This window comes from Gilliamella sp. wkB308 (assembly GCF_001690185.1).
Lineage (GTDB): Bacteria > Pseudomonadota > Gammaproteobacteria > Enterobacterales > Orbaceae > Gilliamella > Gilliamella apicola_I.
Window position 1 is genome coordinate 1 of the sequence record NZ_LZGN01000012.1, and the last position, 23212, is coordinate 23212.

At 34.4% G+C, this 23212-nt stretch carries 21 protein-coding genes and 1 pseudogene; 16 read left to right on the forward strand and 6 right to left on the reverse strand.

The window, feature by feature from the left end:
• The 3 genes and pseudogenes from A9G10_RS12695 to A9G10_RS01710 form a co-directional block, all read left to right on the forward strand.
• Positions 1 to 587: pseudogene (locus A9G10_RS12695) on the forward strand (hypothetical protein); the annotation flags it as partial.
• A 168-nt stretch (positions 588 to 755) separates the two neighbouring features.
• The gene (locus A9G10_RS01705; RefSeq protein WP_065557974.1) at positions 756 to 1763 is read left to right on the forward strand and encodes a hypothetical protein; all 1008 of its coding nucleotides are present in this window, start codon (positions 756 to 758) and stop codon (positions 1761 to 1763) included.
• A 562-nt stretch (positions 1764 to 2325) separates the two neighbouring features.
• Positions 2326 to 2913 (forward strand): hypothetical protein, encoded by a 588-nt coding sequence (locus A9G10_RS01710; RefSeq protein ID WP_065557975.1) that lies wholly within the window; start codon positions 2326 to 2328, stop codon positions 2911 to 2913.
• Positions 2914 to 3020: 107 nt separating this feature from the next.
• Here A9G10_RS01710 and yccS read toward each other — a convergent pair whose 3' ends face one another.
• Complete coding sequence (gene yccS / locus A9G10_RS01715) at positions 3021 to 5165, reverse strand: YccS family putative transporter (RefSeq protein ID WP_065557976.1); 2145 nt, start codon at positions 5163 to 5165, stop codon at positions 3021 to 3023.
• A gap of 455 nt (positions 5166 to 5620) precedes the next feature.
• On the opposite strand from yccS, the gene A9G10_RS01720 reads away from it, so the two are divergent.
• Positions 5621 to 5947 (forward strand): Grx4 family monothiol glutaredoxin, encoded by a 327-nt coding sequence (locus A9G10_RS01720; protein WP_065558000.1) that lies wholly within the window; start codon positions 5621 to 5623, stop codon positions 5945 to 5947.
• Between the two features lie 41 nt (positions 5948 to 5988).
• Here the strand turns inward: A9G10_RS01720 and rnt are convergent, their stop codons facing one another.
• Together rnt and A9G10_RS01730 are read right to left on the reverse strand one after the other, a co-directional pair.
• Positions 5989 to 6651, reverse strand: a complete 663-nt coding sequence (gene rnt / locus A9G10_RS01725; protein WP_218837312.1) for a ribonuclease T — start codon at positions 6649 to 6651, stop codon at positions 5989 to 5991.
• 128 nt (positions 6652 to 6779) lie between these two features.
• The gene (locus A9G10_RS01730; RefSeq protein ID WP_065557978.1) at positions 6780 to 7532 is read right to left on the reverse strand and encodes a tetratricopeptide repeat protein; all 753 of its coding nucleotides are present in this window, start codon (positions 7530 to 7532) and stop codon (positions 6780 to 6782) included.
• Positions 7533 to 7902: 370 nt separating this feature from the next.
• Between A9G10_RS01730 and A9G10_RS01735 the strand changes: the two genes are divergently transcribed.
• The 7 genes from A9G10_RS01735 to cysZ all read left to right on the forward strand — a co-directional run bounded on the left by A9G10_RS01735 (position 7903) and on the right by cysZ (position 14634).
• On the forward strand, positions 7903 to 8661 hold the full coding sequence (locus tag A9G10_RS01735) for a Nif3-like dinuclear metal center hexameric protein (protein WP_065557979.1): 759 nt from the start codon (positions 7903 to 7905) through the stop codon (positions 8659 to 8661).
• A 95-nt stretch (positions 8662 to 8756) separates the two neighbouring features.
• The gene (gene dapA, locus A9G10_RS01740; RefSeq protein ID WP_065557980.1) at positions 8757 to 9635 is read left to right on the forward strand and encodes a 4-hydroxy-tetrahydrodipicolinate synthase; all 879 of its coding nucleotides are present in this window, start codon (positions 8757 to 8759) and stop codon (positions 9633 to 9635) included.
• Positions 9636 to 9670: 35 nt separating this feature from the next.
• Entirely contained in the window at positions 9671 to 10387 is a 717-nt protein-coding gene (gene bamC / locus A9G10_RS01745; RefSeq protein WP_065557981.1) for an outer membrane protein assembly factor BamC, read from the forward strand.
• A gap of 251 nt (positions 10388 to 10638) precedes the next feature.
• Positions 10639 to 11349, forward strand: a complete 711-nt coding sequence (purC, locus tag A9G10_RS01750; protein WP_065557982.1) for a phosphoribosylaminoimidazolesuccinocarboxamide synthase — start codon at positions 10639 to 10641, stop codon at positions 11347 to 11349.
• Positions 11349 to 11804: a DUF441 domain-containing protein gene (locus A9G10_RS01755; RefSeq protein ID WP_065557983.1), complete on the forward strand. Its 456-nt coding sequence runs from the start codon at positions 11349 to 11351 to the stop codon at positions 11802 to 11804. The genes purC and A9G10_RS01755 overlap by 1 nt, the downstream gene beginning before the upstream one ends.
• Positions 11805 to 11807: 3 nt before the next feature.
• On the forward strand, positions 11808 to 13751 hold the full coding sequence (locus A9G10_RS01760) for a GNAT family N-acetyltransferase (RefSeq protein ID WP_065557984.1): 1944 nt from the start codon (positions 11808 to 11810) through the stop codon (positions 13749 to 13751).
• 70 nt (positions 13752 to 13821) lie between these two features.
• Positions 13822 to 14634 carry a sulfate transporter CysZ gene (gene cysZ / locus A9G10_RS01765; RefSeq protein ID WP_081298963.1) on the forward strand — a complete coding sequence of 271 codons (813 nt, stop codon included), beginning with the start codon at positions 13822 to 13824 and terminating at the stop codon, positions 14632 to 14634.
• A gap of 29 nt (positions 14635 to 14663) precedes the next feature.
• Here the strand turns inward: cysZ and A9G10_RS01770 are convergent, their stop codons facing one another.
• The 3 genes from A9G10_RS01770 to A9G10_RS01780 all read right to left on the reverse strand — a co-directional run bounded on the left by A9G10_RS01770 (position 14664) and on the right by A9G10_RS01780 (position 16487).
• Positions 14664 to 14855: a YpfN family protein gene (locus tag A9G10_RS01770; protein WP_065557985.1), complete on the reverse strand. Its 192-nt coding sequence runs from the start codon at positions 14853 to 14855 to the stop codon at positions 14664 to 14666.
• 125 nt (positions 14856 to 14980) lie between these two features.
• Complete coding sequence (gene dapE, locus A9G10_RS01775; RefSeq protein WP_065557986.1) at positions 14981 to 16117, reverse strand: succinyl-diaminopimelate desuccinylase; 1137 nt, start codon at positions 16115 to 16117, stop codon at positions 14981 to 14983.
• A 13-nt stretch (positions 16118 to 16130) separates the two neighbouring features.
• Positions 16131 to 16487, reverse strand: coding sequence for an ArsC family reductase (locus A9G10_RS01780; RefSeq protein WP_065557987.1), 357 nt, complete (start codon positions 16485 to 16487; stop codon positions 16131 to 16133).
• Positions 16488 to 16860: 373 nt separating this feature from the next.
• Between A9G10_RS01780 and A9G10_RS01785 the strand changes: the two genes are divergently transcribed.
• The 5 genes from A9G10_RS01785 (at position 16861) to tkt (ending at position 23160) form a co-directional block, all read left to right on the forward strand.
• Positions 16861 to 17103: a FeoA family protein gene (locus A9G10_RS01785; protein ID WP_065557988.1), complete on the forward strand. Its 243-nt coding sequence runs from the start codon at positions 16861 to 16863 to the stop codon at positions 17101 to 17103.
• The gene (feoB, locus tag A9G10_RS01790) at positions 17100 to 19421 is read left to right on the forward strand and encodes a Fe(2+) transporter permease subunit FeoB (RefSeq protein ID WP_065557989.1); all 2322 of its coding nucleotides are present in this window, start codon (positions 17100 to 17102) and stop codon (positions 19419 to 19421) included. The genes A9G10_RS01785 and feoB overlap by 4 nt, the downstream gene beginning before the upstream one ends.
• A 71-nt stretch (positions 19422 to 19492) precedes the next feature.
• The gene (locus A9G10_RS01795; RefSeq protein WP_065557990.1) at positions 19493 to 19723 is read left to right on the forward strand and encodes a FeoC-like transcriptional regulator; all 231 of its coding nucleotides are present in this window, start codon (positions 19493 to 19495) and stop codon (positions 19721 to 19723) included.
• A gap of 358 nt (positions 19724 to 20081) precedes the next feature.
• Complete coding sequence (tal, locus tag A9G10_RS01800) at positions 20082 to 21032, forward strand: transaldolase (RefSeq protein WP_065557991.1); 951 nt, start codon at positions 20082 to 20084, stop codon at positions 21030 to 21032.
• A gap of 121 nt (positions 21033 to 21153) precedes the next feature.
• On the forward strand, positions 21154 to 23160 hold the full coding sequence (tkt, locus tag A9G10_RS01805; protein WP_065557992.1) for a transketolase: 2007 nt from the start codon (positions 21154 to 21156) through the stop codon (positions 23158 to 23160).
• The last annotated feature ends 52 nt before the right edge of the window (positions 23161 to 23212 follow it).

The window sequence follows — 23212 nt, forward strand, 5'->3', positions numbered from 1 at the left end:
CGCCTCCTTATAATACGGAAGATTTTCGAATTGGATTCGACTTACCGCAAGATTTATTGCCAAGATTTCGTTCAAATTATGATTTATTCGTTTCTATAACAAAAGACAATCCTTTTGCACAAGAACAACTTACACCACTTGATTGGCGGTTAATTCCAAATGCAAATTATCCGGATACAGGACCAGATAAATTATCAAATAGAAATTATGGAAATGTCCCAAAGTATCTAAAAAGTTACATGGCCAATGCGAATAATATGACTTTTTATGTTCAGGATTATGTAGATGAACAACATCCACAACTACTGGATATTTATAAAATTTTTGAAAGAGAACTTCTAGTTGTAGATAAAGAAGGTAACACTCTTTTTAAAAGGCGCATGTATCAATCGGAAGGTACCTCATTAGTTGGTTTAAACAATTACCATGATTATGAAAATGAAAAATTCCAATGGGCAGGACAATTATTCAAAGATTTACCCCCAGTGGTATTTGGTTTTGAATGGTTTTCATTTAGCTGTGAAGGCCTCGATTTTATTGTGCCTTACAGGGACGGAATAGAATTTAAATGTGATAATCGCCATTAAATGAAACTTTCAAGACATTATCTTGTAAAAATTAACACAAGTGCCTTATTGTTAGTAAAAGGTATAATAAAAATAAATGTAACAGGAAAGCACACAAAGTGTGCTTAAACAGTGAATCAGACAACCAGTAGCCTAACGTTGTCTTATAAAAAGTGCATAGGAAATAAAATGAAAAAGCAGTTATATTTATTATTGATGAGTTTTATCACATTGTTATTACTCAGCAATTGCAGCACCAACACCAATTCGGATAAATCTGAAACATCTGGATCGAACATAGAAGTAATAAAAGATGTCGAGATATATTATGTGGAGAGCGTCGAATATCTCGACCCTGATAGGATATTTTTTCATGTATCGTTATCGGAAACTTTACCGCCCGATGCTGACAAGAAAATACTACCTGCCAATCTAACCCCCAAAAAATATACATTAACCGACAAAGAACGTAAATTGTTTATGAAAATGGCAGGGATTGCAGAAGATGCGTATTTCTGGATTTATGATTACACAAACAATCAGCTCTACTCCTATCCAATTTTATCTATGGAAGCAACGGCGATATTAGATTCTTATAGATCCGATCGTTCGCCTCCTTATAATACGGAAGATTTTCGAATTGGATTCGACTTACCGCAAGATTTATTGCCAAGATTTCGTTCAAATTATGATTTATTCGTTTCTATAACAAAAGACAATCCTTTTGCACAAGAACAACTTACACCACTTGATTGGCGGTTAATTCCAAATGCAAATTATCCGGATACAGGACCAGATAAATTATCAAATAGAAATTATGGAAATGTCCCAAAGTATCTAAAAAGTTACATGGCCAATGCGAATAATATGACTTTTTATGTTCAGGATTATGTAGATGAACAACATCCACAACGACGAGATATTTATAAAATTTTTGATAGAGAACTTCTAGTTGTAGATAAAGAAGGTAAAACTCTTTTTAAAAGGCGCATGTATCAAGGTGAAAGTAGGTCATTAGTTGGGTTAAATAATTACCATGATTATGAAAATGAAAAATTCCAATGGGCAGGACAATTATTCAAAGATTTACCCCCAGTGGTATTTGGTTTTGAGTGGTTTTCATTTGGTTGTGAAGGCCTCGATTTTATTGTGCCTTACAGGGACGGAATAGAATTTAAATGTGATAATCGCCATTAAATGGTACTTTAAAGACATTATCCAGTTAAAATTTGACCAAAGTACATTGGTATTTGAAAGAATTACAATAAAAATAAATGTAATAGGAAGGCTCACTAAATGTGCTAAAACCGTGAGCTCGACAACCAGTAACAATAATTTGTCTTAATAAACGGCATTGGAAGTGAAATAAAAATAATAATCACTAAGATTTTATTGGATATGGCATAACGCATTATTAAATTGATGTAATACACTTAAAACATTTAATGATCATATAAATTTAAAAATTATGGTCATAATATATTGAAAAAAATCATTAAATCAGTAAGATATTTTTTGAACTGAAAAGGTAAAAATATACAATAGCGAGAATATACTATTCGTTTTTTTATATTTTTTTGAGTTGTTGTTACATAAATAAGAGTAAAATTGCCTAAAAATAAATACAATAGTTATTGGTATCAAAAAGTTTTTTTCTATGTTAATTAGATTGTATTGTATTTAGACAGATTAATCATAATATAAAAACATTATAGTTTAACCCTATACGCTTAAATATTTTTAAAATCAAGGATGTAGTATGAGTTGTATTCAAAAATTATTTAGAAACATTGGTATTTTAGTTGTTGTTACACTATTAAATTTTGTTTGTTATGCAATAGCTGCCCCAGCATCAAATCCATCTGATGATAAACAAATAGCTAAAAATGTTGAATTACGTGAGTTAAACTATATTGATTATTTAAAAGAAAAAAAACGTTTTGCCTTTATCCCTGTCACTGATGATTTACTTAAACATGGTGGTCGTTCAATCGAAGCTTTTTTCTTAAGTCATGCAGAGCAAAATCATACCGATCCGGTAAGTGCAGAATACAAAAAAAAATATTACCGTATTGAAGGTAAAGACTATGAAATATTTATAGCGAAATCAGGCTTATCAAATTCAGATTTTGTCTTCGTGTTTGATAAAGATTCGAAACAACTTAAGTCATTTGCATTAAATGAGTTGAATGCTATAGCAATAATTAGCCCTGATCACTCTATTAAAGATAGTGGTCCTTATTTTGAATCCGATTTTTTATTTGGATTTGAAATTGATGCTGATAAATTAAAGGATTTTACCAATCCATTAGTTTACATTGGTAAAGAAAATCCATTTATTCATTAAAATTACCTTGAAGCATTCCAAAAATTTTTATTAGATGTTTGAGAATATAATTAATTGTATTGACCAGATTCATTAATGATCCTCAAACATCTAAATTTTCCAAGCAATCAGTTTGTTGGTTCTTCTAACTCCACTACTAAATGAATGAATTCTGGCAAAATGTCTAATATTAATGCCAGTTGCTGCAAAACCAAAATATCATTGGTGTTTTGTTCGTCATTAATGGAAATGGTTTCAATATAATTTGAAATCATTTTTTTCATGACTTGTTCATTTTCATCGATTTTTTTATCGTTTAAAAGATTGATGATATAGACTGCTAGATCATCAAATAGATCCAATGTATGTTGAGCAATGATTTTATCTCGGTGCGAACCTAATGTTGAAAGATAGCTGATTAAAGTGTGATTAAGCGTTAATAAACGAAAACCCTGTTCAATCACGTATCGATTTACATGGGGTTCTTTTGTCATCAGACTAATCAATGTCGATAGGTCAGCATTACTATCGTGGGCGGCGCGTCTTGCTAATCGATATTTTGGGTCATTGGTTTTACCCGTTAAATATTGACTTCCAATAAGCGCCAGATAGTGACTATCATCATGGCAAACGCGATCAATTAGTTTGGTTAAATTTCTAAACTTCCAGTCTGGCCAAATAAAGCTAACAGCAAACCATGCAATAAAACAGCCTATCAGTGTTGCAATAATTCGTAGGATAGCAACTTCTACACTGTTTTCGCCAATTAAACTGAAACTAAAAAAGACTAATAATGTAATAAATGCGGTAGCGTAAGCATATTGAGAATTTTTAAATAAGAAAAATAGCCAACCAGTTATGATGATTAAAATTAACTGTTCAATGATGCTTGGAAATAGATAGGTTAACGGAATGCCGACAATAATACCCAAGATAGTACCAAGAATACGTAATTTTAGTCGATATTTAGTCGTTGAATAGTTTGGTTGGCAAACAAAAAGACTGGTAAGGATAATCCAATAACCATGAGAAAGATTAGAAAAATAAATGATGATATAGCCAACAAAAAGGACAATACTCATACGTATTGCATGACGAAAAAGGGAAGACTTAAGAGTTAAATTATGCTTAATTTTAGCAAAAATATCATAGAAACTTGTAAGTTCCTCATCAATTAATTCATTATTTTCTTTGTCTTTTGAAAGATGTTGTTCATTATCAATATTTGCTAATAATAAGTCGATAGATAACAAATTTTGATAAAGATTTTGTAGGGATTTAACCAGTAAGGCTTCCGTTTTATTTTTAGCTTGATAATGGGCAATAGCTTCTTCTAAATATGAAAAATGACGAGCAAATAATGAATCATGCTGATAAGTTTGATTCATTTTAATGGCAACAGCTAATTTGGCACATGCTTTTGATTGTAAATTCAAAATTCGTGCAAAGCGAAATAAAATATCACTATGTTTAAAATGTTGACTTAGCGCTTGATAATCACCATGTGAAGAGCTTGCTCGCTCATGAATATCTTGAGCCACAAAGTAATAACTAAGCATTTTTTTCACATATGATTGGCCTTGATAAGCTTTTAATCGGTTAAAAAGAGCGTGTTTAGCCTGATTAAACACATTAATCAATTGATTGTTACATTCGGTTAATTCTAATGTTTGACTTTTAAATTCATGAGTTTCATCTGGGTCAAACATTGCTGCTTTAGCATCGAGGTAATGACTTAATTTTACAAAACAAGTTGAAATAGTCTGTTGGGTCGTTCGAATCGGCTGAATGAGAGATTCAATCAAAGAGACAATGTTATACCATAAAGCGCCGAGTAATAAATAACAAGGTAGCGTGTAATTATCATCAAATAAATTATGCCCTAACATGGTATAGGCTGCGATCAATAACGATCCAAAAGCAATCACACCATAACGTTGACCCAAAGAACCAAGCATAATGAAGATAAATGTTGAACTCATTAATCCTATAATAAAAAGAAGAGGAATATTAAATAATAGCTCGACAGAAAATGTAGCAATCGCAAAACACACTAACGTTAATAAAATATTTATACATCGGCTTAGTAAACGTGTATCAATTTCGGATAATCCTGCTGCCACAACACCCAGTGTTAAAGGAATGACATACGACACATAGCCTAAGTACCAAGGAACCAAGGTTGAACCTGTTAAACTGATTAACATACGAATACTGAAAAGTAGATTACTACTATAAAAGACTTTACGTAAAGTTAAGATTATTGGATGCACGTTGTTTTTTGGATTGAATGTTAGTTACTGTAAATGTAAGTAGCATACTATATTGTGTCAATTTGTAAAAGGGCTGAGGCAACTTGCTAAAACTAATGTTTTGATTATTTGTGTTAACTAAAGTTAAATTAAAATATATCATTGACACAAAAGTCATTGCTAAGAGAGATCTCGTTATTAATGAATGCATTTATTACACTAATAGGTTAAGCCTTTTATTTATTTGTTTGGCTTTATTTAAAGCAAGATAAACCTATGTTACTCACTGAATTTAAAGTAATTTATCTAGTCATGCATCCGTTGATTACTGATGTAACCTACCAATAAATGATAAAAATTAAGGTTATCATTACGTCAACTAAATGGGTAAGAGTATAACTCGCCTTATTTCTAAGTTAAAATACGACGTAAAGTAGATATTAAATAACAAGGAATAAATCGTTATGACAACTGAAATGACAACACTTGATAAGATAAAAAAACAAATTGCAGAAAATCCTATTATTCTGTATATGAAAGGCTCGCCTAAATTACCGAGTTGTGGTTTTTCAGCACAAGCAGTACAAGTATTATCTCAATGTGGTGAGCCATTTGCGTACGTCGATATTTTACAAAATCCCGATATTCGTGCTGAATTACCAAACTATGCAAATTGGCCTACATTTCCGCAATTATGGGTTGAAGGTGAACTAGTCGGGGGATGTGATATTATGATCGAAATGTTCCAAACTGGTGAACTGCAAACATTAATAAAACAGACAGCTGAAAAACATAAAGCTTAAAAATAGACACATTATTTAAATAAGAGAGTTTGAATACTCTCTTAAATCTCTTGAACTTCTTCATCTAGTGAACTTGGCTCAAGTTGGGGCAATGGCCAGCCTCCTAATCGTTTAAATCGATTCACTATTTCACAAAATAAAATAGCGGTTTTTTCGGTATCATAAAGTGCAGAGTGGGCTAACTTGTGATCAAAAGGAATGTGAGCGAGTTCACATGCTTTTGCTAGAACGGTATGCCCAAACACTAGACCACTCAGAGCTGCAGTATCAAAAGTAGCAAACGGATGAAACGGATTACGTTTAATATTGGCTCTTTCTGCTGCTGCCATTAAAAAACTATGGTCAAAGTTTGCATTATGCGCAACCATAACAGCACGATTGCAATCGTTTGCTTTAATTCCCGATCTAACCATTTTAAATATCGCTTCAAGTGCAATTTTTTCGTCAACCGCTTGTCTTAATGGATTGTCGACATCAATACCATTAAAAGCTAAGGCACTTGGTTCTAAAATTGAGTTTTCAAATGGGTTTACATGAAAATGAAGGGTTTGGTCTGGAATCAGCCATCCCTGTTCAGTCATTCGTAGTGTGATTGCCGCAATTTCTAGAATAGCGTTAAGTTTTGGGTCAAATCCTGATGTTTCTATATCTATTACAACAGGATAAAAACCGCGGAAGCGTTCACATAATTTAGCATTTGGCACAATATTTGTCTTATTTAGCATAAAATAAAATTATTATGCCAGTTTTTACCGTATTCGCCTAGTTTTACCTTTGATTCAGCACAGTTGATCGCGTAAATAAAGTATAGTGAATGAAAACCACAAAAACGCTATCTGTATAATTTTTGTTTAGATTGTTCAATTGATTTTATCCAAGTCTGATTAATACGTTTAGCATGTTTTGGCATGTGTTTTAAACGTAGTTCAATTTTTTGTAAGACTTCTTTAGCGAGCGAAATTTGCTGCCACTCAATTAAGGTTTGTAAATAGTATGAAGCGGCTTCTAAACTTGGATAATAACTGATCAATGCATTAAATTCTTCTTGAGCTTCTTCTTTTAAATCAAGTCCAATTAAGATTTTGGTATAAAGTAAATGCCCTTCATCAGAACGATAAGTTGGATTTTTTTCTCTTAAATAATCCAGCGTTTCTTTTGCCTTTTTGTACTGTTTAACTTGATACAGTGCGTAAGCATATTGTAATAAAATATCCGGTGCTGATTCATAGATCCCAGTTAATGCTTCTTGATAATAAATTAAAGCTTCATGAGCTCTATCATTATCAACGAGTGCTTTAGCTAAACAGACTTTTGCTTCAACAGTGGGCGAAATTTCATAATTACTTGAAGCCTCGCGAAGTTCACGTTGCGGATCTAACGCTTTTAATAATTTTGATTCAATTTGATATCCCACTGAGGTTTGTCTAAAATCGGGTAGAAATATGACAAAAAAATAAATCAAACTACCAATAAAAGGAAACAGGAATAATATAGACAGCCAAAATCGTTCTTGCTCTGTTTTGATTACATGAACGGCAAAAAATAAAGCGATGATTGTACTGAATCCGACACCTAAAAATGGCAAAGCTTATACCTCATTAAATATAAACCGACGTAATGTATCATTTAGCTAAAACTTAATAAATAATAGAAAAGAACAAATTTGTTAATTTGTTTTACTTCGTGTTTTTATGCACCTAAAAATCATTACAAAAAAGAGTATTATTTATTAAACTTATTGTAAATATGAAATAATTTATTTTAACGATTATCATTATGGTCACTATATCGAACCGTTAAGTGAGATGATTTATCATAGTTTGTACTTAATCATATAGAAAGGTTTATAAAAAATTGCCAATATTTCGATTATAATAAGTTCGAGAACCATTAAATGATTTTCATAAAAGTTTACTTTTTTCTTTAAAAAATCATTAAAAATACGAGAGGAAAACGTGCAAAATTTTGAACTTCAACAAATTATTAATCATGAATTACAAGTTGAACGCTACCGTGACTATGCACCCAATGGTTTACAAGTACAAGGACGTAAGCAAATAAAAAAAGTGATAACTGGGGTGACTGCATGTCAACGTTTATTAGATGAAGCCGTTAAATTAGATGCTGATGCGATTTTAGTTCATCATGGCTTTTTTTGGAAAAATGAACCGCCAACGATAACAGGAATTAAATATAACCGCTTACAAACATTGCTATCAAATAATATTAATTTATTTGCATATCATTTGCCTTTAGATGGACATCCCATTATAGGCAATAATGCATTACTTGCGGATTTATTCAATATCGAAGTGGATAAACGTGAAGATATAACCGATTTGCTGTTTAAAGGGACACTCATTGAACCGCAAACACCATTGCAATTTAAGCAAAAACTTGAACAAGTTTTGCATCATCGTTCACGAGAAATATTATTTTGTGGCGATAATGCTCCTCAAATAATTAAACGAATTGCATGGTGTAGTGGTGGTGGTCAAGACTTTATTGAAGCGGCAGCAGAACAAGGATTTGATGCATTTTTTACAGGTGAAGTTTCTGAACGTACCATTCATATTGCTCGAGAATATGGAATTAATTTTTATGCAGCAGGTCACCATGCCACGGAACGTTATGGAATTAAAAAACTTGGTGAATGGCTAGCCAAAAAATATGACCTTGAAACTATTTTTATTGATATTGATAATCCTGCATAACAAAAGTTGAATTTAAATAAGAAATATCGCATACTTGTCGGTAGATTTTTTATTCTTGAAGTTGGTTATCAATAAATAATATGAGAGGTCATTTTATGTTTACAGGAAGTCTGGTCGCCCTTGTTACTCCAATGGATACAAAAGGAAATGTAGACCAAGTAAGCTTAAAAAAATTGGTCGAATATCATATTGCTAATGGCACATCGGCAATTGTTTCTGTTGGTACCACTGGCGAATCAGCAACGCTTGATCATCATGAGCATATCGATGTAATTAAAAGAACGATCGAATATGCTGATGGAAAAATAAATGTCATTGCCGGAACTGGCTCTAATGCGACTAAAGAAGCAATTGAATTAACCAGCCGTGTTGAAAACATTGGTGTTGTTGGCTGTTTAACCGTTGCACCATATTATAATAAACCAACTCAAGAAGGTTTATATCAACACTTTAAAGCAATTGCGGAAAATACAGCTTTACCCCAAATAATCTATAATGTACCGGGTCGTACTTGCAGTGATATTAAGCCAGAAACAGTTGGACGATTATCAAAAATTAAAAATATTGTTGCATTAAAAGATGCAACAGGTGATTTATCAAGAGTTTATAAAACTCGTAAACTTGTTGGTAGTGAATTTAAATTATTAAGTGGTGATGATGCGACTTTCTTAGATTTCATGATTTTAGGTGGTGACGGTGTGATATCCGTGACAGCCAATGTAGCCGCCAAACAGGTTGCAACAATTTGTGAACTTGCAACGAAAAATCAAATTCAAGAAGCACGAAAGCTGAATGATACGTTATCAGCACTACATAGTAGCTTATTTATTGAGCCTAATCCAACACCAGCAAAATGGGCCTGCACAAAATTGGGTCTAATGGCGAATGACACGATCCGTTTGCCGCTGGTTTCACTTACAGATGCTTCTGTGTCTGTGGTTGAAAAAGCTCTTAAAGATGCGAATTTACTCTAATTTATGTATAACCAATAATTTATAAGCAGATATCTATGTTTAATAAAACTATGTTAAAAAACAAAGCGTTTAAAAACACAATGGTGATGACAGCCATTGCATCTTTATTTTTGGTTGGTTGTGGTAGCGATCAAAATTATAAACGAGAAGTTGATGGGAACGAAGATTATTTAAATTCGCCAGTTTTGAAACCGCTAACTGTCCCTCAGGGTGTAACGGTACCTGCTGAAAGTTCCGAATATTATATTCATTTTAATAAAAATGAAGGCGCTGTATATGGTAAGCAAGTGGATATTCGGGCACCTATCATTCCAATTCCAACTATTCCTGATTCTTATGCGTCTTATAACTATGGTACCGCTTCATTAAATGCGCCTGCTGATGCGAATGTGTGGTCTGTTATCCCAACAGCACTGAATAAATACAATATTCCGATTAGTAGTAGTGATAATAATGCTATTGTTACGGGGAATGCCTCCATTTTTTCAAGTGATGAAGAACCGAACATCCAAGCGTCTTATGTTATTCATCGGCAAAATTATCCTGGTACTGAAAATATCATTGTCGAGTTGAAAACATTAACGCGTGGTACACAAGATATTTCATCCAATCCTATTGAAGTGCAACGGTACGTTGTTCGGTTATTTAATTTAATAATGGATGAAGCTGCACCTAAGTCATCACAAGTGGTGCAAGAACAAACAGATGAAAACGCCGTTGAAGACAAAAGCACTCATGAAGATTCAAAATAAAGCGTGACACTAGAGATATTATTCGTTAGTAACATGATGATAAATAGTTGAGATAATCAGTAGTGAAGAATTTAGTTAATTTTTATGTAAACCAGCTATAGATTGAACTTCACTATTCAATACGATATGGCAAACAATAAAATGTTACTATTGATTGCATTGGTACAAATACATGAGTATCGAAAAGTTTAAAACTAAGGAGCGAATAGCTCCTTAATCATTTGTTGGCAATTTGATATAAGGTTAGAACCATGAAAAAGTTGGCTGAGCTTTACCGTGGTAAAGCAAAAACGGTTTATACTACTGAAAATCCCGATCTATTAGTGTTAGAGTTTCGCAATGATACTTCCGCTTTTGATGGCTTACGTATTGAACAGCTAGCGCGTAAAGGGTGCGTAAATAATAAATTCAATTATTTTATTATGAATAAACTGCGTGAAGCAGGTATTCCTACTCAAGTTGAAACGCTTTTGTCTGATACCGAAGTCATCGTTAAAAAACTGGATATGGTACCTGTGGAGTGTGTGGTTCGAAATCGAGCCGCAGGTTCTTTGGTTAAACGCTTAGGGGTTGAAGAAGGTAGTATATTAAATCCGCCAACATTTGAATTATTCTTAAAAAATGATGCATTACATGATCCCATGGTCAATGAGTCTCATTGTAAAACCTTTGGTTGGGCTACTGACGAACAGTTATCAACGATGAAGACACTAAGCTTTAAAATCAATTCAATTTTGACCGATCTTTTTGATAAAGCTGGATTTATTTTAGTGGATTATAAACTTGAATTTGGATTGTTTAAGGGTGAAATTACGTTGGGTGATGAGTTTTCCCCTGACGGTTGTCGATTATGGGAAAAAGAGACCTTAAAAAAAATGGATAAAGATCGTTTTCGCCAAGGGCTTGGCGGTGTCATTGAAGCTTATGAGGAAGTCGCCACCAGAATCGGCGTTGCTTTGTAATGTTTGCTCAATTTGATATCTCCTTTTTTCTTTTACTGGGTTTAGCTGCACTGTGTTATTTAACGCATAATAACACAGTCACTTTTGCCGTATTATTGTTACTATTATTTAAATTAACACCATTGTCGACTTATTTTCCGTTTTTAAGCCAATATGGACTGACAATTGGTATTGTCATTTTAACGGCGGCTATGATGGTTCCGCTTGCCGACGGATCATTGAGTATCAAAGACATATTAAAATCATTCACAACATGGCAATCAATATTAGCTATCTTTGTCGGTATACTTGTCTCTTGGTTAGGTACCCGTGGGATTTCTTTAATTGGCGCACATCCCACCATTGTTAATGGTTTAATTATTGGAACCTTGATTGGTGTTGCCTTTTTCAAAGGTATTCCAGTCGGCCCCCTCATTGCCGCAGGCTTGCTTTCAATATTAATTGGAAAAAGTTAGTCGATGATTAATCTTGATAGCACCAGAACTTTATGGGTGTTGCGTGGTGATGTAACAAAATTAGTTAGTCAATTAAGTGACATCATTAAACAACATAAAGGGGATTGGATCACAATAAGCGATCAAGCCATTTTATCAAATTATGTGCCAAATATCGTTTCAATATCTAATACTAAAACCCTTTTAGGACAAGAGTATTTACATGCTATTTTTGATGCAACTCAGTCATTTAATTTAGAGGCATTTGCCATGCTGTCAGGAACTCTTGTAAAAGGAAGCCGATTAATTTTGTTATTGCCTGAAAATTACAATCGTTGGGCAGACAAAGATAGTTTACGTTGGAACGAAGATGCTTTTCCAATACCTGTGCCTAATTTTATAAACCATTTACAGCACACTATCACTAAATTTGATGGTTTCAAAAAGAATAATTTTTCTAAATGTTATTTGACATCGTGTGATTGTGATGAACAGCAACACACATTAAAACAAGTATTAAACAGTGATAAGCCTATCCAAGTTATCACGGCAAAACGGGGTAGGGGAAAATCCGCTTTAGCAGGTCAATTTTCTCACTATCGACATTGTATTGTTACAGCTCCTAACAAAAAATCGCAGACGACTTTCTTCCGTTTTGCTAAACCTGATGTTCGTTTTTATGCACCTGATGAATTAATCGAAAAAGGTTTCGATGATTTTGCTGACTATCTTATTATTGATGAGGCGGCCATGATACCTTTGCCAATGCTAAAAAAATTGTTACAACTCGTGAAGTTAGACAAAAGCCGTATTTTACTGACCACTACTGTTGAAGGTTACGAAGGTACCGGACAAGGTTTTTTATTAAAATTATTAAATGATAAACAATGTGATTATTTTCATCTTGAAAAACCAATTCGGTGGAATGGCGATGATCAGTTAGAATATTTTACTGATTGTTTAGTTCTCAATGGGCTAATATCAGCAGAAAATCAGCGAGTCAATAATACAAAGCCAATTGATTATTCCATGGTAGCGCGTCATGATTTAAGTAGTTTGAAAGAGATCTTTTATTTACTGAAAACAGCTCATTATCAAACTACATTAGTTGATTTAAGGCGACTTTTAGACGCGTCAAATTTGACAATTTGGCAGGCTAAACAGTGTCATAACTTAATTGGTGCAGTCATAACGGTTAAGGAAGGAAATTTACCAGCTGACTTAATTGAAGAAGTATGGAAGGGTAACCGTAGACCAAAAGGAAACATGGTGGCACAATCTTTGGTAGCCCATGCAGGTGTTAAGCAAGCAGCAAAATTAAAATCTGTCAGAATAAATCGCATTGCAGTGATAGCTACTTATCGAAGACAACATATTGCAACGCAATTGATACAACATATTTATGAAGCGGCAAAAAAACAACACCAAGATTTTTTATCCGTGAGTTTTGCCTATAGTAAGGAAAATTATCAGTTTTGGTTATCTGTAGGTTTTGTACTTGTGCATGTTGGTAGTCGTTTAGAGGCAAGTAGTGGCTCTTATTCGGTAATGGCAATAAAACCGATTAACCAAAATGGTATAGATTTGGTTAATATGCTATCCAAAAAGTTACAACGTAACATGGTTTGGCTAAAAGAGATCATTGGACTCCCATTTGATGAAATGCTAATTGCTGATACTGAGCAGCAATTGACTAAGCAAGATATTGTCGAATTATACGGGTTTTGTTATTTTCATCGAGCATTCGAAGCAACTTATGCTCCATTGTGTCGCTTGCAACAATTTAATGATAAGCAAAATAATCGAGTGAAGTTATCAGTCTTAGGTGCTTTACTGAAAAATAAAAATAAAGCCAATGCGGTCATTCAGCAATTTCAATTGACTGGACGAAAAGCATTATTAGAAACAATCAAACAAGAAGTTAAGCAATGGTTGAATAGTAACAATGAAGTTATTTATGAAAAATAGCAATATTGTTTGATGAAAACCATGCTGATAAGTTTAATTTAGCGTTATTTCATGTTTAAAAGGAACAAGAGTGAAGAGTAATAATGTAGATAAATTAAGATTTAATTCAAATTCTAATCATGATCGGCGTAGATCGGGATTTGATTATTTTCTGTTAGGCTGGTCATTAGCATTTAGACCGAAAATTAGACATTTTGTATTTTTGCCTTTATTGGCGAATATGGTGATTATGTCAGCGCTATTTTATTGGTTTTTTTCCACAATTACCGGCATGGTTGACTGGGGATTATCTTATGTACCAAGTTGGCTCTCATGGCTTGGTTATATCATTAGCTTTATGGTGATTCTGATTTTAGTCATATTATTTTGTTATTTTTTTAGTACAGTGGCTAACTTTATTGCTGCACCGTTTAATGGCTTGCTTGCCGAACAAGTTGAAGCTGAATTAACGGGTATACCAGCCCCCGACACTTCTTGGTTAAGTTTAATCAAAGATTTACCTAGAATATTTGGTCGTGAAATCCAAAAATTAATTAATTATATATTATGGTCTATCCCAATATTATTAACGTATTTTATTCCTATTATTGGTCAAACGGTCACACCGATAATTTGGTTTTTATTTACTGCATGGCAAATTAATATTCAATACGCTGATTATCCTTTCGATAATCATAAAATTACTTTTCATCGTATGCGTGAGTTACTTAAGCAGGATAAAGTTGATAATTTAGTCTACGGTATTTTAGTTAGTTTTTTTACTATGGTGCCACTATTAAATCTCATTATTATGCCAATTGCCGTTTGTGGCTCAACAGCGATGTGGGTCGATCGTTATCGCCATCAAGCTTTGTTTAAAAGTGATATTAACGATATCCGATAGGGAAGAGAGTGATTAATTTTTTAAATTAATCACTTTTTGTTTTTATGCTCAACACTTTTTTGAGTTTGGTCATTCTCTTCATCATCATAAGGTATGGGTTTGATCCCTTTTTTATCAATGTAAGATTTAAAATTAAGTTTATTGAGTGCTTTAATGGTATTGATAAAAACACCTGCAAGAAATATTAATATTATCCACCAATAATCTTTTAACCATTCCATTTTTTTACCTTTTTGGGATGAATGTTAGTGACGCTCGTTTAGTCAAATGTCAAAAGCAGCATCGAATAATCTATTCAAATTTTGTTTAAGCAGATTTAACAAGTTGGTTAACTTAACCAATATTATTAAACGAGTAATTTTTCCAAAATTCTTTGATAAATTCTTTTCAGTGTGATGATATCCTGACAATTTACATTTTCGTTAATCTTATGGATTGTTTTATTTAATACTCCAAACTCGATAATCTGACAGCCCATTTTTGCGATGAAACGGCCGTCCGATGTTCCGCCACTTGTTGATAATTTTGTATCAATATTTGTGTACTCTTTTATGGCACTTGCTGTGGCTTGAGTCAGTTCACCTTGCGGCGTTAAAAACGGATGACCTGATAAACGCCAATTTAACGTATAGTTTAATTTATGCTTTTGTAAAAGTTGCTCAACACGGGTTTTAATTAGATCATCAGTGAGTTCACTACTGTATCGAAAATTGAACTGTACTGATAGATCGCCTGGCACAACGTTTTCAGCCCCTGTGCCTGCCTGAATATTTGCAATTTGCATAGAGGTTTGCGGAAAATATTGATTGCCATTATCCCAAACCGTATTAACAAGTTCAGCCAAAGCGGGGGCAAATCGATGAACAGGGTTGTCAACTAAATGAGGGTAGGCGACATGGCCTTGCACACCATGGATAATTAAATTTGCTGTCAATGAACCTCGACGCCCATTTTTAATTTGATCCCCTAAAACCTTATCACAAGAGGGCTCACCTACAATGCAATAGTCTACACGTTCCTGACGTTCAAGAAGACGATTAACAACTTTAACTGTTCCATCAGTTGCATCAGCTTCTTCATCAGAGGTGATTAGAAACGCAACACGACCACGATGATTTGGGTTTGCTTTAACAAAATCTTCAGCAGCACAGATCATTGCTGCAACACCACTTTTCATATCTGATGCTCCACGGCCATAAAGTACACCATGAGTATCAATGGTTGCCTCAAATGGGGGATACAGCCATTGGCTTTCATCCCCAGCAGGCACTACGTCGGTATGACCAGCAAACATAAGTGTTGTTTCTGACGGATCGCCATGATAAGCCCAAAGATTTTTAGTGCGACCAATATTGAATTCTTCAATGATAAAGTTAAGTGATGTTAAGCGCTCGATAAGGATATTTTGACAATTTTTATCATCCGGACTTATCGATTTTTCGGCAATCAATGCTTGGGTTAGTTCAATAACAGGCTCTGTCATAATGATCTCGGTCTTATTGTTGTTGTTGAAAAAATTGCGAATAACTTTCGTCTGAAAATCCGAGTAATACATGCTTACCCTTGATTAATAGCGGTCGTTTTATAATTGAAGGATTGTCCAACATTAGTTTCATTGCAGCTTGCTCATTGTCAACGTTAGCACGTACTGATTCATCCAATTTACGCCACGTTGTACCCCTTGTATTAAGTAGGCTTTGCCAATCAACAAATTTCAAAATAGTCTGTAATTGTTCAGCTGACAGTCCATCTGTTTTGTAATTGTGAAATTGATAATTGATTTTATTGTCATCAAGCCATGTGAACGCTTTTTTCATTGTACTGCAGTTTTTAATACCGTAAATGGTTAACATAATTCTCATTCCTTAAGTCAAGTATAAAGTCAAATTATATCAGTTGTCTTACCGAATCTCTAATTTTGAATTGGATGAGTAATATAAATTTTAATTAAATGAATAATCAGAAGATTATTCATTTAATTTAACTATTTGATCCTAAATGAACGGTTTATTAAGATTCTTTTTGTTTTTCAGCACAAAACACTTGAAAAAAACATATTAACCCCTATTTTTTACATAAATTTTATTTTTTAAAGTTACTTTTCTATTTTTTTAAATATTAAATATTAATATTGCGAATTATTCGCATTTTAAAACTATTTTTATACGTAAATATTTTTTAAAATAAGCAGAATAAAACGTGCTAGCATAATTCACAGGAACATTAATGTCAGTATTAACATTAAATCACCTCCCTTTAGGAAATGAGGCGGTTATCTCTCGTCTATTACCTGAATCCTTACCTTTTCGTAGAAAGTTACTGGCAATGGGATTAACACCAGGCTGTAAAATTTCGATTGTTCGTGTGGCACCTTTAGGAGATCCACTGCAAATTAAAATACGTGGATTTTTTCTTTGTCTAAGGCGTCGTGAAGCAGCTACCATTGAAGTAACGGAGATAAATGAGTGAAAATAGCACTGGTTGGAAATCCAAATTGTGGCAAAACAACACTGTTCAATTTACTGACAGGATCAAAACAGCGCGTTGGTAATTGGCCTGGCGTGACAGTTGAACAAAAATTAGGTTTATTTTCTTATCACCATCACCAATACGAAGTCGTTGATCTACCGGGGACTTACTCTATTGAGTCTGATGCAGTTTCAATGTCGCAAGATGAATGGATAACGCGTGAATTTGTTCTGACAGAAAAAAATAATGTCATTATTAATGTTATTGATGCCAGCAATTTACAGCGAAGCTTATATCTAACATTTCAATTGATTGATTTACAAGTACCGATGATTGTCGTACTCAATATGATTGATACGGTTAAGAATATGGGCGAAAAAATCGATCACCAACAATTATCCGTTTTACTGGGTTGTCCTGTTGTACCTATTTCATCAACCAAAAAATTAGGTATCAATTTATTTTATCAAGCAATTGAAAATAGGGCTATCAACCAGCAAAAAGCTCAACCTTCTATAGATACATTAGGGCAATCTCAGCAAAGACTCTTGACCCGTTATATTAGTGAACTACCAGAAGAAAGTGTTGTTCATCAACTTAATCGCTGGCAATTAATTGAAGCCTTATTAGGAAACAACACGGAACAGTTTAATTCACTTGAATTAGAAAAACTTGAAATTTGTCGACAACTCCTTTCGGCTTGGTGTGATAATGAAATTGATGTTGCACTAGCAAGTGCCAGATATGAAAGGATTGATGAAGTGTGTAAAAAGGTTATTGCTAAACCTCGAGAATTAAGTCCCCGTATTTCAGAAAAGTTCGATAAAATTACGCTCGGACGCTTTACAGGTATTCCGTTTTTTTTAATTGTCATGTATGCCATGTTTATGGTTGCTATTAATTTTGGTTCGGTATTTATCGATTTTTTTGAACAATTTTTCGGAACAATTTTTGTCAATGGAACAGCCGGTTTATTACAAATTATTCATGCGCCAGATTGGGTTAGTGTCATATTGTCTGATGGCATAGGTAGTGGAATTCAAACTGTTTCAACGTTTATTCCTGTCATTGCCGCAATGTTTTTTGCTTTATCTTTTTTAGAGGATTCCGGTTATTTGGCACGTGCCGCAATGGTGGTGGATCGGGTTTTACGTTTTATCGGTTTACCGGGTAAAGCTTTCGTGCCTATGTTAATGGGCTTTGGCTGTGGCGTACCTGCGATTATGGGCACGCGTACACTAGAAAGCTCTCGAGATCGTTTAATGGCTATCTGCATGATTCCTTTTATGTCTTGTGGGGCAAGATTACCGGTTTATGCATTATTTGCGGTTATATTTTTCCCGCTTCATGCTTCTTTCGTTGTATTTATGTTATATCTGCTTGGTATTAGTGTTGCAGTCCTGTCGGGGATGATTTTGAAAAACACGTTATTAAAAGGTGAGTTGACCCCTTTTATTATGGAGATGCCAGTTTATCGAATTCCAACCCTTCGTAGCATCTTACGCTTAACTTGGCAACGCTTGAAAAGTTTTATATTTAAAGCAGGTAAAGCAATTGTAATTATGGTTACGATTTTAAGTTTACTTAACTCATGGGGAACCGATAATACCTTTGGTCATGAAAATACTAATCAATCGGTATTATCAGTCATAAGCCAAAAAATTACACCTGTTTTTCAACCCATGGGTATCGATAACGAAAATTGGCCAGCAACAGTGGGCATTTTTACGGGAATTTTTGCAAAAGAGTCCATCATTGCGACATTAAATTCACTTTATTCTATGGATAATCAACCAGAAGATGATGAACAATCGGATTGGTTTGAAGACATTAAATCGGCTTTTGCCACTATTCCAGATAATTTACTTGCTCTGTCTGAAACGATTACTGATCCACTAGGATTGTCATCATTAAATGATGATATCGATACTTTACAAACTGATTTAGCGATCAATTCTACTGCTATTTCTAAAATTAAGACATCATTTACGTCTTCGTCAGCCGTAATAGCTTATTTAATATTCATCTTACTTTATACACCATGTACAGCTGTGTTAGGGACAATTTATCGTGAAGCAGGGTGGCGTTGGATGATTTTTGTTGCAGTATGGACTTTCACAATTGCTTGGTTGGTGGCGACAATCTATTATCAATTTACACAACTTGCCCATTCAAATACTGCAAGTTATTGGTTGTTCGGTTGTGGACTATCAATAACATTGATGGTGTTTATTCTGCGCAAATTGGGAAATAATTCATTTGATAAAAATAATATGTTTAATCATAAAAAACCAAGAAAATCATCTTGTTGTGATTAGTTTATTTTTATCATTTAATTCACTGGAGAACAAAGTCGGTAAAACCTATAAGACTAATATAGAAAATGTTAATGACCTCGATTCGTGATTATGTACAATTAAAAGGGCGTGTAGAATTGCAAGATATAGCACGTCATTTTAGGTTGCCTGAAAGCGCCCTCATACCGATACTAAGCTTTTGGGTAAAGAAAAAAGTGATACAACTAATCGTTGTAGAACAATCCGATTTTTGTCAGTCAAAAAAATGTGATAATTGTTCTGGTTGTAATTTTGCTAATAAAACGATTTATGCATGGATTTAGCCACTATTTTAATCATGCATTTTTGTCTTAGGGTTGATCAATATAGCATTAACGATTAGCTGAAAATGATAGATTGATTTTTTATCGAGGTATTTTTCATATTGATAAAGTTAATTTCGTGATTTAGGTCACATTAAAAAATCAATTTATAATGTAAAAATAACAAACTGATAGCAGAGATAAACAAGCTATAATTACTCTCACAACTGTGTGAAAATTTTGCTTTTTTGTTATCTATTTCAGGTTATTGTTAAATGTATAAAAACGTTAAAATAACGAGTCGCTAAGTCGTTTTATCACTAGATAAATGCTATTATAATCTTTTAGAAAATTGAAGCTGTAGAGGATATAGAAGTATATGAGTCAATTAGATGAATTTAAAAAATTAACCGTCGTTGTTGCCGATACAGGTGATATCGATTCAATTAAACAGTTTTCACCAGAAGATGCAACCACGAATCCTTCTCTTGTATTAAAAGCCGCTCAACTTCCTCAATATCGTTATCTGATTGATTCTGCAGTTGAAACTGCAAAAAAATTAGGTGGTAGCAAAGAACAACAATTAATTAATGCTTGTGACCAAGTTGCTGTCAATATTGGTGCGGAAATTTTGAAAATTGTACCCGGACGAATTTCGACAGAAGTGGATGCTCGTTTATCTTTTGATAAACAAGCTTGTATCGAAAAAGCCCGCCGAATTATAGAACTCTATCAACAAAAAGGTATCGATAAATCACGAATTTTGATTAAAATTGCTTCAACATGGGAAGGAATTAAAGCTGCCGAAGTTCTTGAAAAAGAGGGCATTAACTGTAATTTAACGTTACTATTTTCATTTGCACAGGCACGTGCTTGTGCTGAAGTCAATGTGTTTCTCATTTCACCTTTTGTTGGTCGTATTTATGATTGGTATCAAGCTAAAAAACCAATTGACCCCTATATTGCCGATCAAGATCCAGGTGTGGTATCAGTACGTAATATTTATAATTACTATAAACAACATGGTTATAAAACAATCGTCATGGGGGCAAGCTTCCGTAAAGTTGAACAAATTTTAGCATTAGCTGGTTGTGATCGATTAACGATTGCGCCAAATTTATTGGCTGAAATGCAACATTCAACAGCACCTGTTGAACAAAAACTGTATCCAAATCAAACCGTCGTTGAACGACCTGCACCGATTACCGAGTCTGAATTTAGATGGCAACATAATAGTGATGCCATGGCTGTCGAAAAATTAGCAGAAGGAATTCGTGCCTTTGCGGTGGATCAAGGTAAATTAGAAGAGATGATCGCAACACTTCTATAGTGATAGAGGGGAATTAAAATTCCCCTTTCGCTTTTTTTATAATATTAATAATATAAATCTGTTTCAAAAAAACAGAAAAATGAATATTGAATAACTTAAAATATATTTTGGAGATTAAAACATGAATGCAACGACGCTATCTCACCGCGAGCTTGCGAATGCGATAAGGGCATTAAGCATGGATGGTGTACAAAAAGCAAAATCAGGTCATCCGGGTGCGCCTATGGGTATGGCTGATATGGCGGAAGTACTTTGGCGTGGATTTTTAAAACACAACCCAAACAATCCCAATTGGGCAGATCGAGACCGTTTTGTATTATCAAATGGTCATGCTTCTATGCTAATTTATAGTTTATTACATCTTACCGGTTATAAAGTTAGCCTAGATGACTTGAAAAATTTCCGTCAGTTGCATTCAATCACAGCAGGGCATCCAGAATATGGCCATGTTCCGGGCGTTGAAACCACAACCGGGCCTTTAGGACAGGGCATTGCAAATGCAGTTGGTATGGCAATAGCAGAAAGAACTTTATCTGCACAATTTAATAAACCGGGTCATACTATAGTTGACCATTTTACCTACGTATTCATGGGTGATGGTTGTATGATGGAAGGCATTTCACACGAAGCTTGCTCATTGGCTGGAACACTGAAATTAGGAAAACTCGTTGCATTCTATGATGAAAATGGTATTTCAATCGATGGCGAAATAGAAGGTTGGTTTACTGATGATACCGCCAAACGCTTTGAAGCTTATGGATGGCATGTTATTCGAGGTATTGATGGTCATGATGCAAATGCCATTGCTCAAGCGATTGAACAAGCGCAAGCTGTGACCGATAAACCTTCTTTACTAATGTGTAAAACAGTTATAGGTTTTGGATCACCAAATAAAGCGGGCAGTCATGACAGTCATGGTGCACCACTGGGAGATGCTGAAATTGAAGCAACTCGTCAAGCACTTGGATGGAATTACCCGCCGTTTGATATTCCGAAAGCTTATTATGAAGCGTGGGATGCGAAAACCAAAGGCAAACAAATCGAAGATGAGTGGAACACTCGCTTTGAAGCTTATGCCAAAGCATATCCAGAACTAGCCAGCGAATTTAAACGACGAATGCACGGCGATTTACCTGAAAATTGGCAACAAGTGGCTACCGATTTTGTCAATAAATTGCAAGCAAACCCTGCAACGATAGCGACGCGTAAAGCATCACAAAACGCAATTGAAGCCTTTGCACCAGTATTATCTGAGTTTCTAGGTGGCTCGGCTGACTTAGCACCAAGTAACTTAACAATGTGGTCAGGTTCAAAAGAAATTTTAGCCAATCCGGATGGTAACTATATTCACTATGGTGTACGTGAGTTTGGGATGTCTGCTATTATGAATGGTATTGCACTTCATGGCGGCTTTATTCCTTATGGGGCAACATTCTTAATGTTTATGGAATATGCACGAAATGCGGTACGCATGGCTGCCTTAATGAAGATTCGTTCACTGTTTGTCTATACCCATGACTCAATTGGCTTAGGTGAAGACGGACCAACCCATCAACCTGTTGAACAAATGGCAAGCTTACGGGTAACACCAAATGTCAGTACTTGGCGCCCATGTGACCAAGTTGAATCAGCCATAGCATGGCAATATGCCATTGAACGTAAAGATGGGCCAACCGCACTGATCTTCTCAAGGCAGAATCTTAAACAACAACCACGAACAGCTGAGCAATTAGCCAACGTTTATCGTGGCGGTTACATTTTAAATGATTGTGCAGGAACGCCACAGTTAATCTTAATTGCGACGGGTTCAGAAGTCGAATTAGCGGTAGAAGCCTATCATCAATTAACAAAAGCAGGGAAAAAAGTACGGGTTGTTTCAATGCCATCAACTGATGCGTTTGATAAACAAGACTGCGCTTATAAAGAGTCGGTATTACCTTCTTCGGTCACTGCGCGTATTGCGATTGAAGCAGGGATTAGTGATTACTGGTATAAATATGTGGGACTGAATGGCAAAATTGTGGGTATGACAAGTTTTGGCGAATCAGCACCTGCTGAACAGTTATTTGAAAAATTTGGTTTTACAGTTGAAAATGTAATTGCAAAAGCCAATGATTTATTGAAATAATTGTTATTCCTGTTTAAAGCGCCATTACCATATAGGTAATGGCGTTTTTTTT

What these genes read in the sequence shown, in the direction of transcription:
- A9G10_RS01705 (WP_065557974.1), top strand. Translation starts at nt 756, where the DNA reads ATGAAAAAGCAGTTATATTTATTATTGATGAGTTTTATCACATTGTTA.
- A9G10_RS01710 (WP_065557975.1), top strand. Translation starts at nt 2,326, where the DNA reads ATGAGTTGTATTCAAAAATTATTTAGAAACATTGGTATTTTAGTTGTT.
- A9G10_RS01720 (WP_065558000.1), top strand. Translation starts at nt 5,621, where the DNA reads ATGACAACACTTGATAAGATAAAAAAACAAATTGCAGAAAATCCTATT.
- dapA (WP_065557980.1), top strand. Translation starts at nt 8,757, where the DNA reads ATGTTTACAGGAAGTCTGGTCGCCCTTGTTACTCCAATGGATACAAAA.
- bamC (WP_065557981.1), top strand. Translation starts at nt 9,671, where the DNA reads ATGTTTAATAAAACTATGTTAAAAAACAAAGCGTTTAAAAACACAATG.
- purC (WP_065557982.1), top strand. Translation starts at nt 10,639, where the DNA reads ATGAAAAAGTTGGCTGAGCTTTACCGTGGTAAAGCAAAAACGGTTTAT.
- A9G10_RS01755 (WP_065557983.1), top strand. Translation starts at nt 11,349, where the DNA reads ATGTTTGCTCAATTTGATATCTCCTTTTTTCTTTTACTGGGTTTAGCT.
- A9G10_RS01760 (WP_065557984.1), top strand. Translation starts at nt 11,808, where the DNA reads ATGATTAATCTTGATAGCACCAGAACTTTATGGGTGTTGCGTGGTGAT.
- A9G10_RS01770 (WP_065557985.1), bottom strand. Translation starts at nt 14,855, where the DNA reads ATGGAATGGTTAAAAGATTATTGGTGGATAATATTAATATTTCTTGCA.
- dapE (WP_065557986.1), bottom strand. Translation starts at nt 16,117, where the DNA reads ATGACAGAGCCTGTTATTGAACTAACCCAAGCATTGATTGCCGAAAAA.
- A9G10_RS01780 (WP_065557987.1), bottom strand. Translation starts at nt 16,487, where the DNA reads ATGTTAACCATTTACGGTATTAAAAACTGCAGTACAATGAAAAAAGCG.
- A9G10_RS01785 (WP_065557988.1), top strand. Translation starts at nt 16,861, where the DNA reads ATGTCAGTATTAACATTAAATCACCTCCCTTTAGGAAATGAGGCGGTT.
- A9G10_RS01795 (WP_065557990.1), top strand. Translation starts at nt 19,493, where the DNA reads ATGACCTCGATTCGTGATTATGTACAATTAAAAGGGCGTGTAGAATTG.
- tal (WP_065557991.1), top strand. Translation starts at nt 20,082, where the DNA reads ATGAGTCAATTAGATGAATTTAAAAAATTAACCGTCGTTGTTGCCGAT.
- tkt (WP_065557992.1), top strand. Translation starts at nt 21,154, where the DNA reads ATGAATGCAACGACGCTATCTCACCGCGAGCTTGCGAATGCGATAAGG.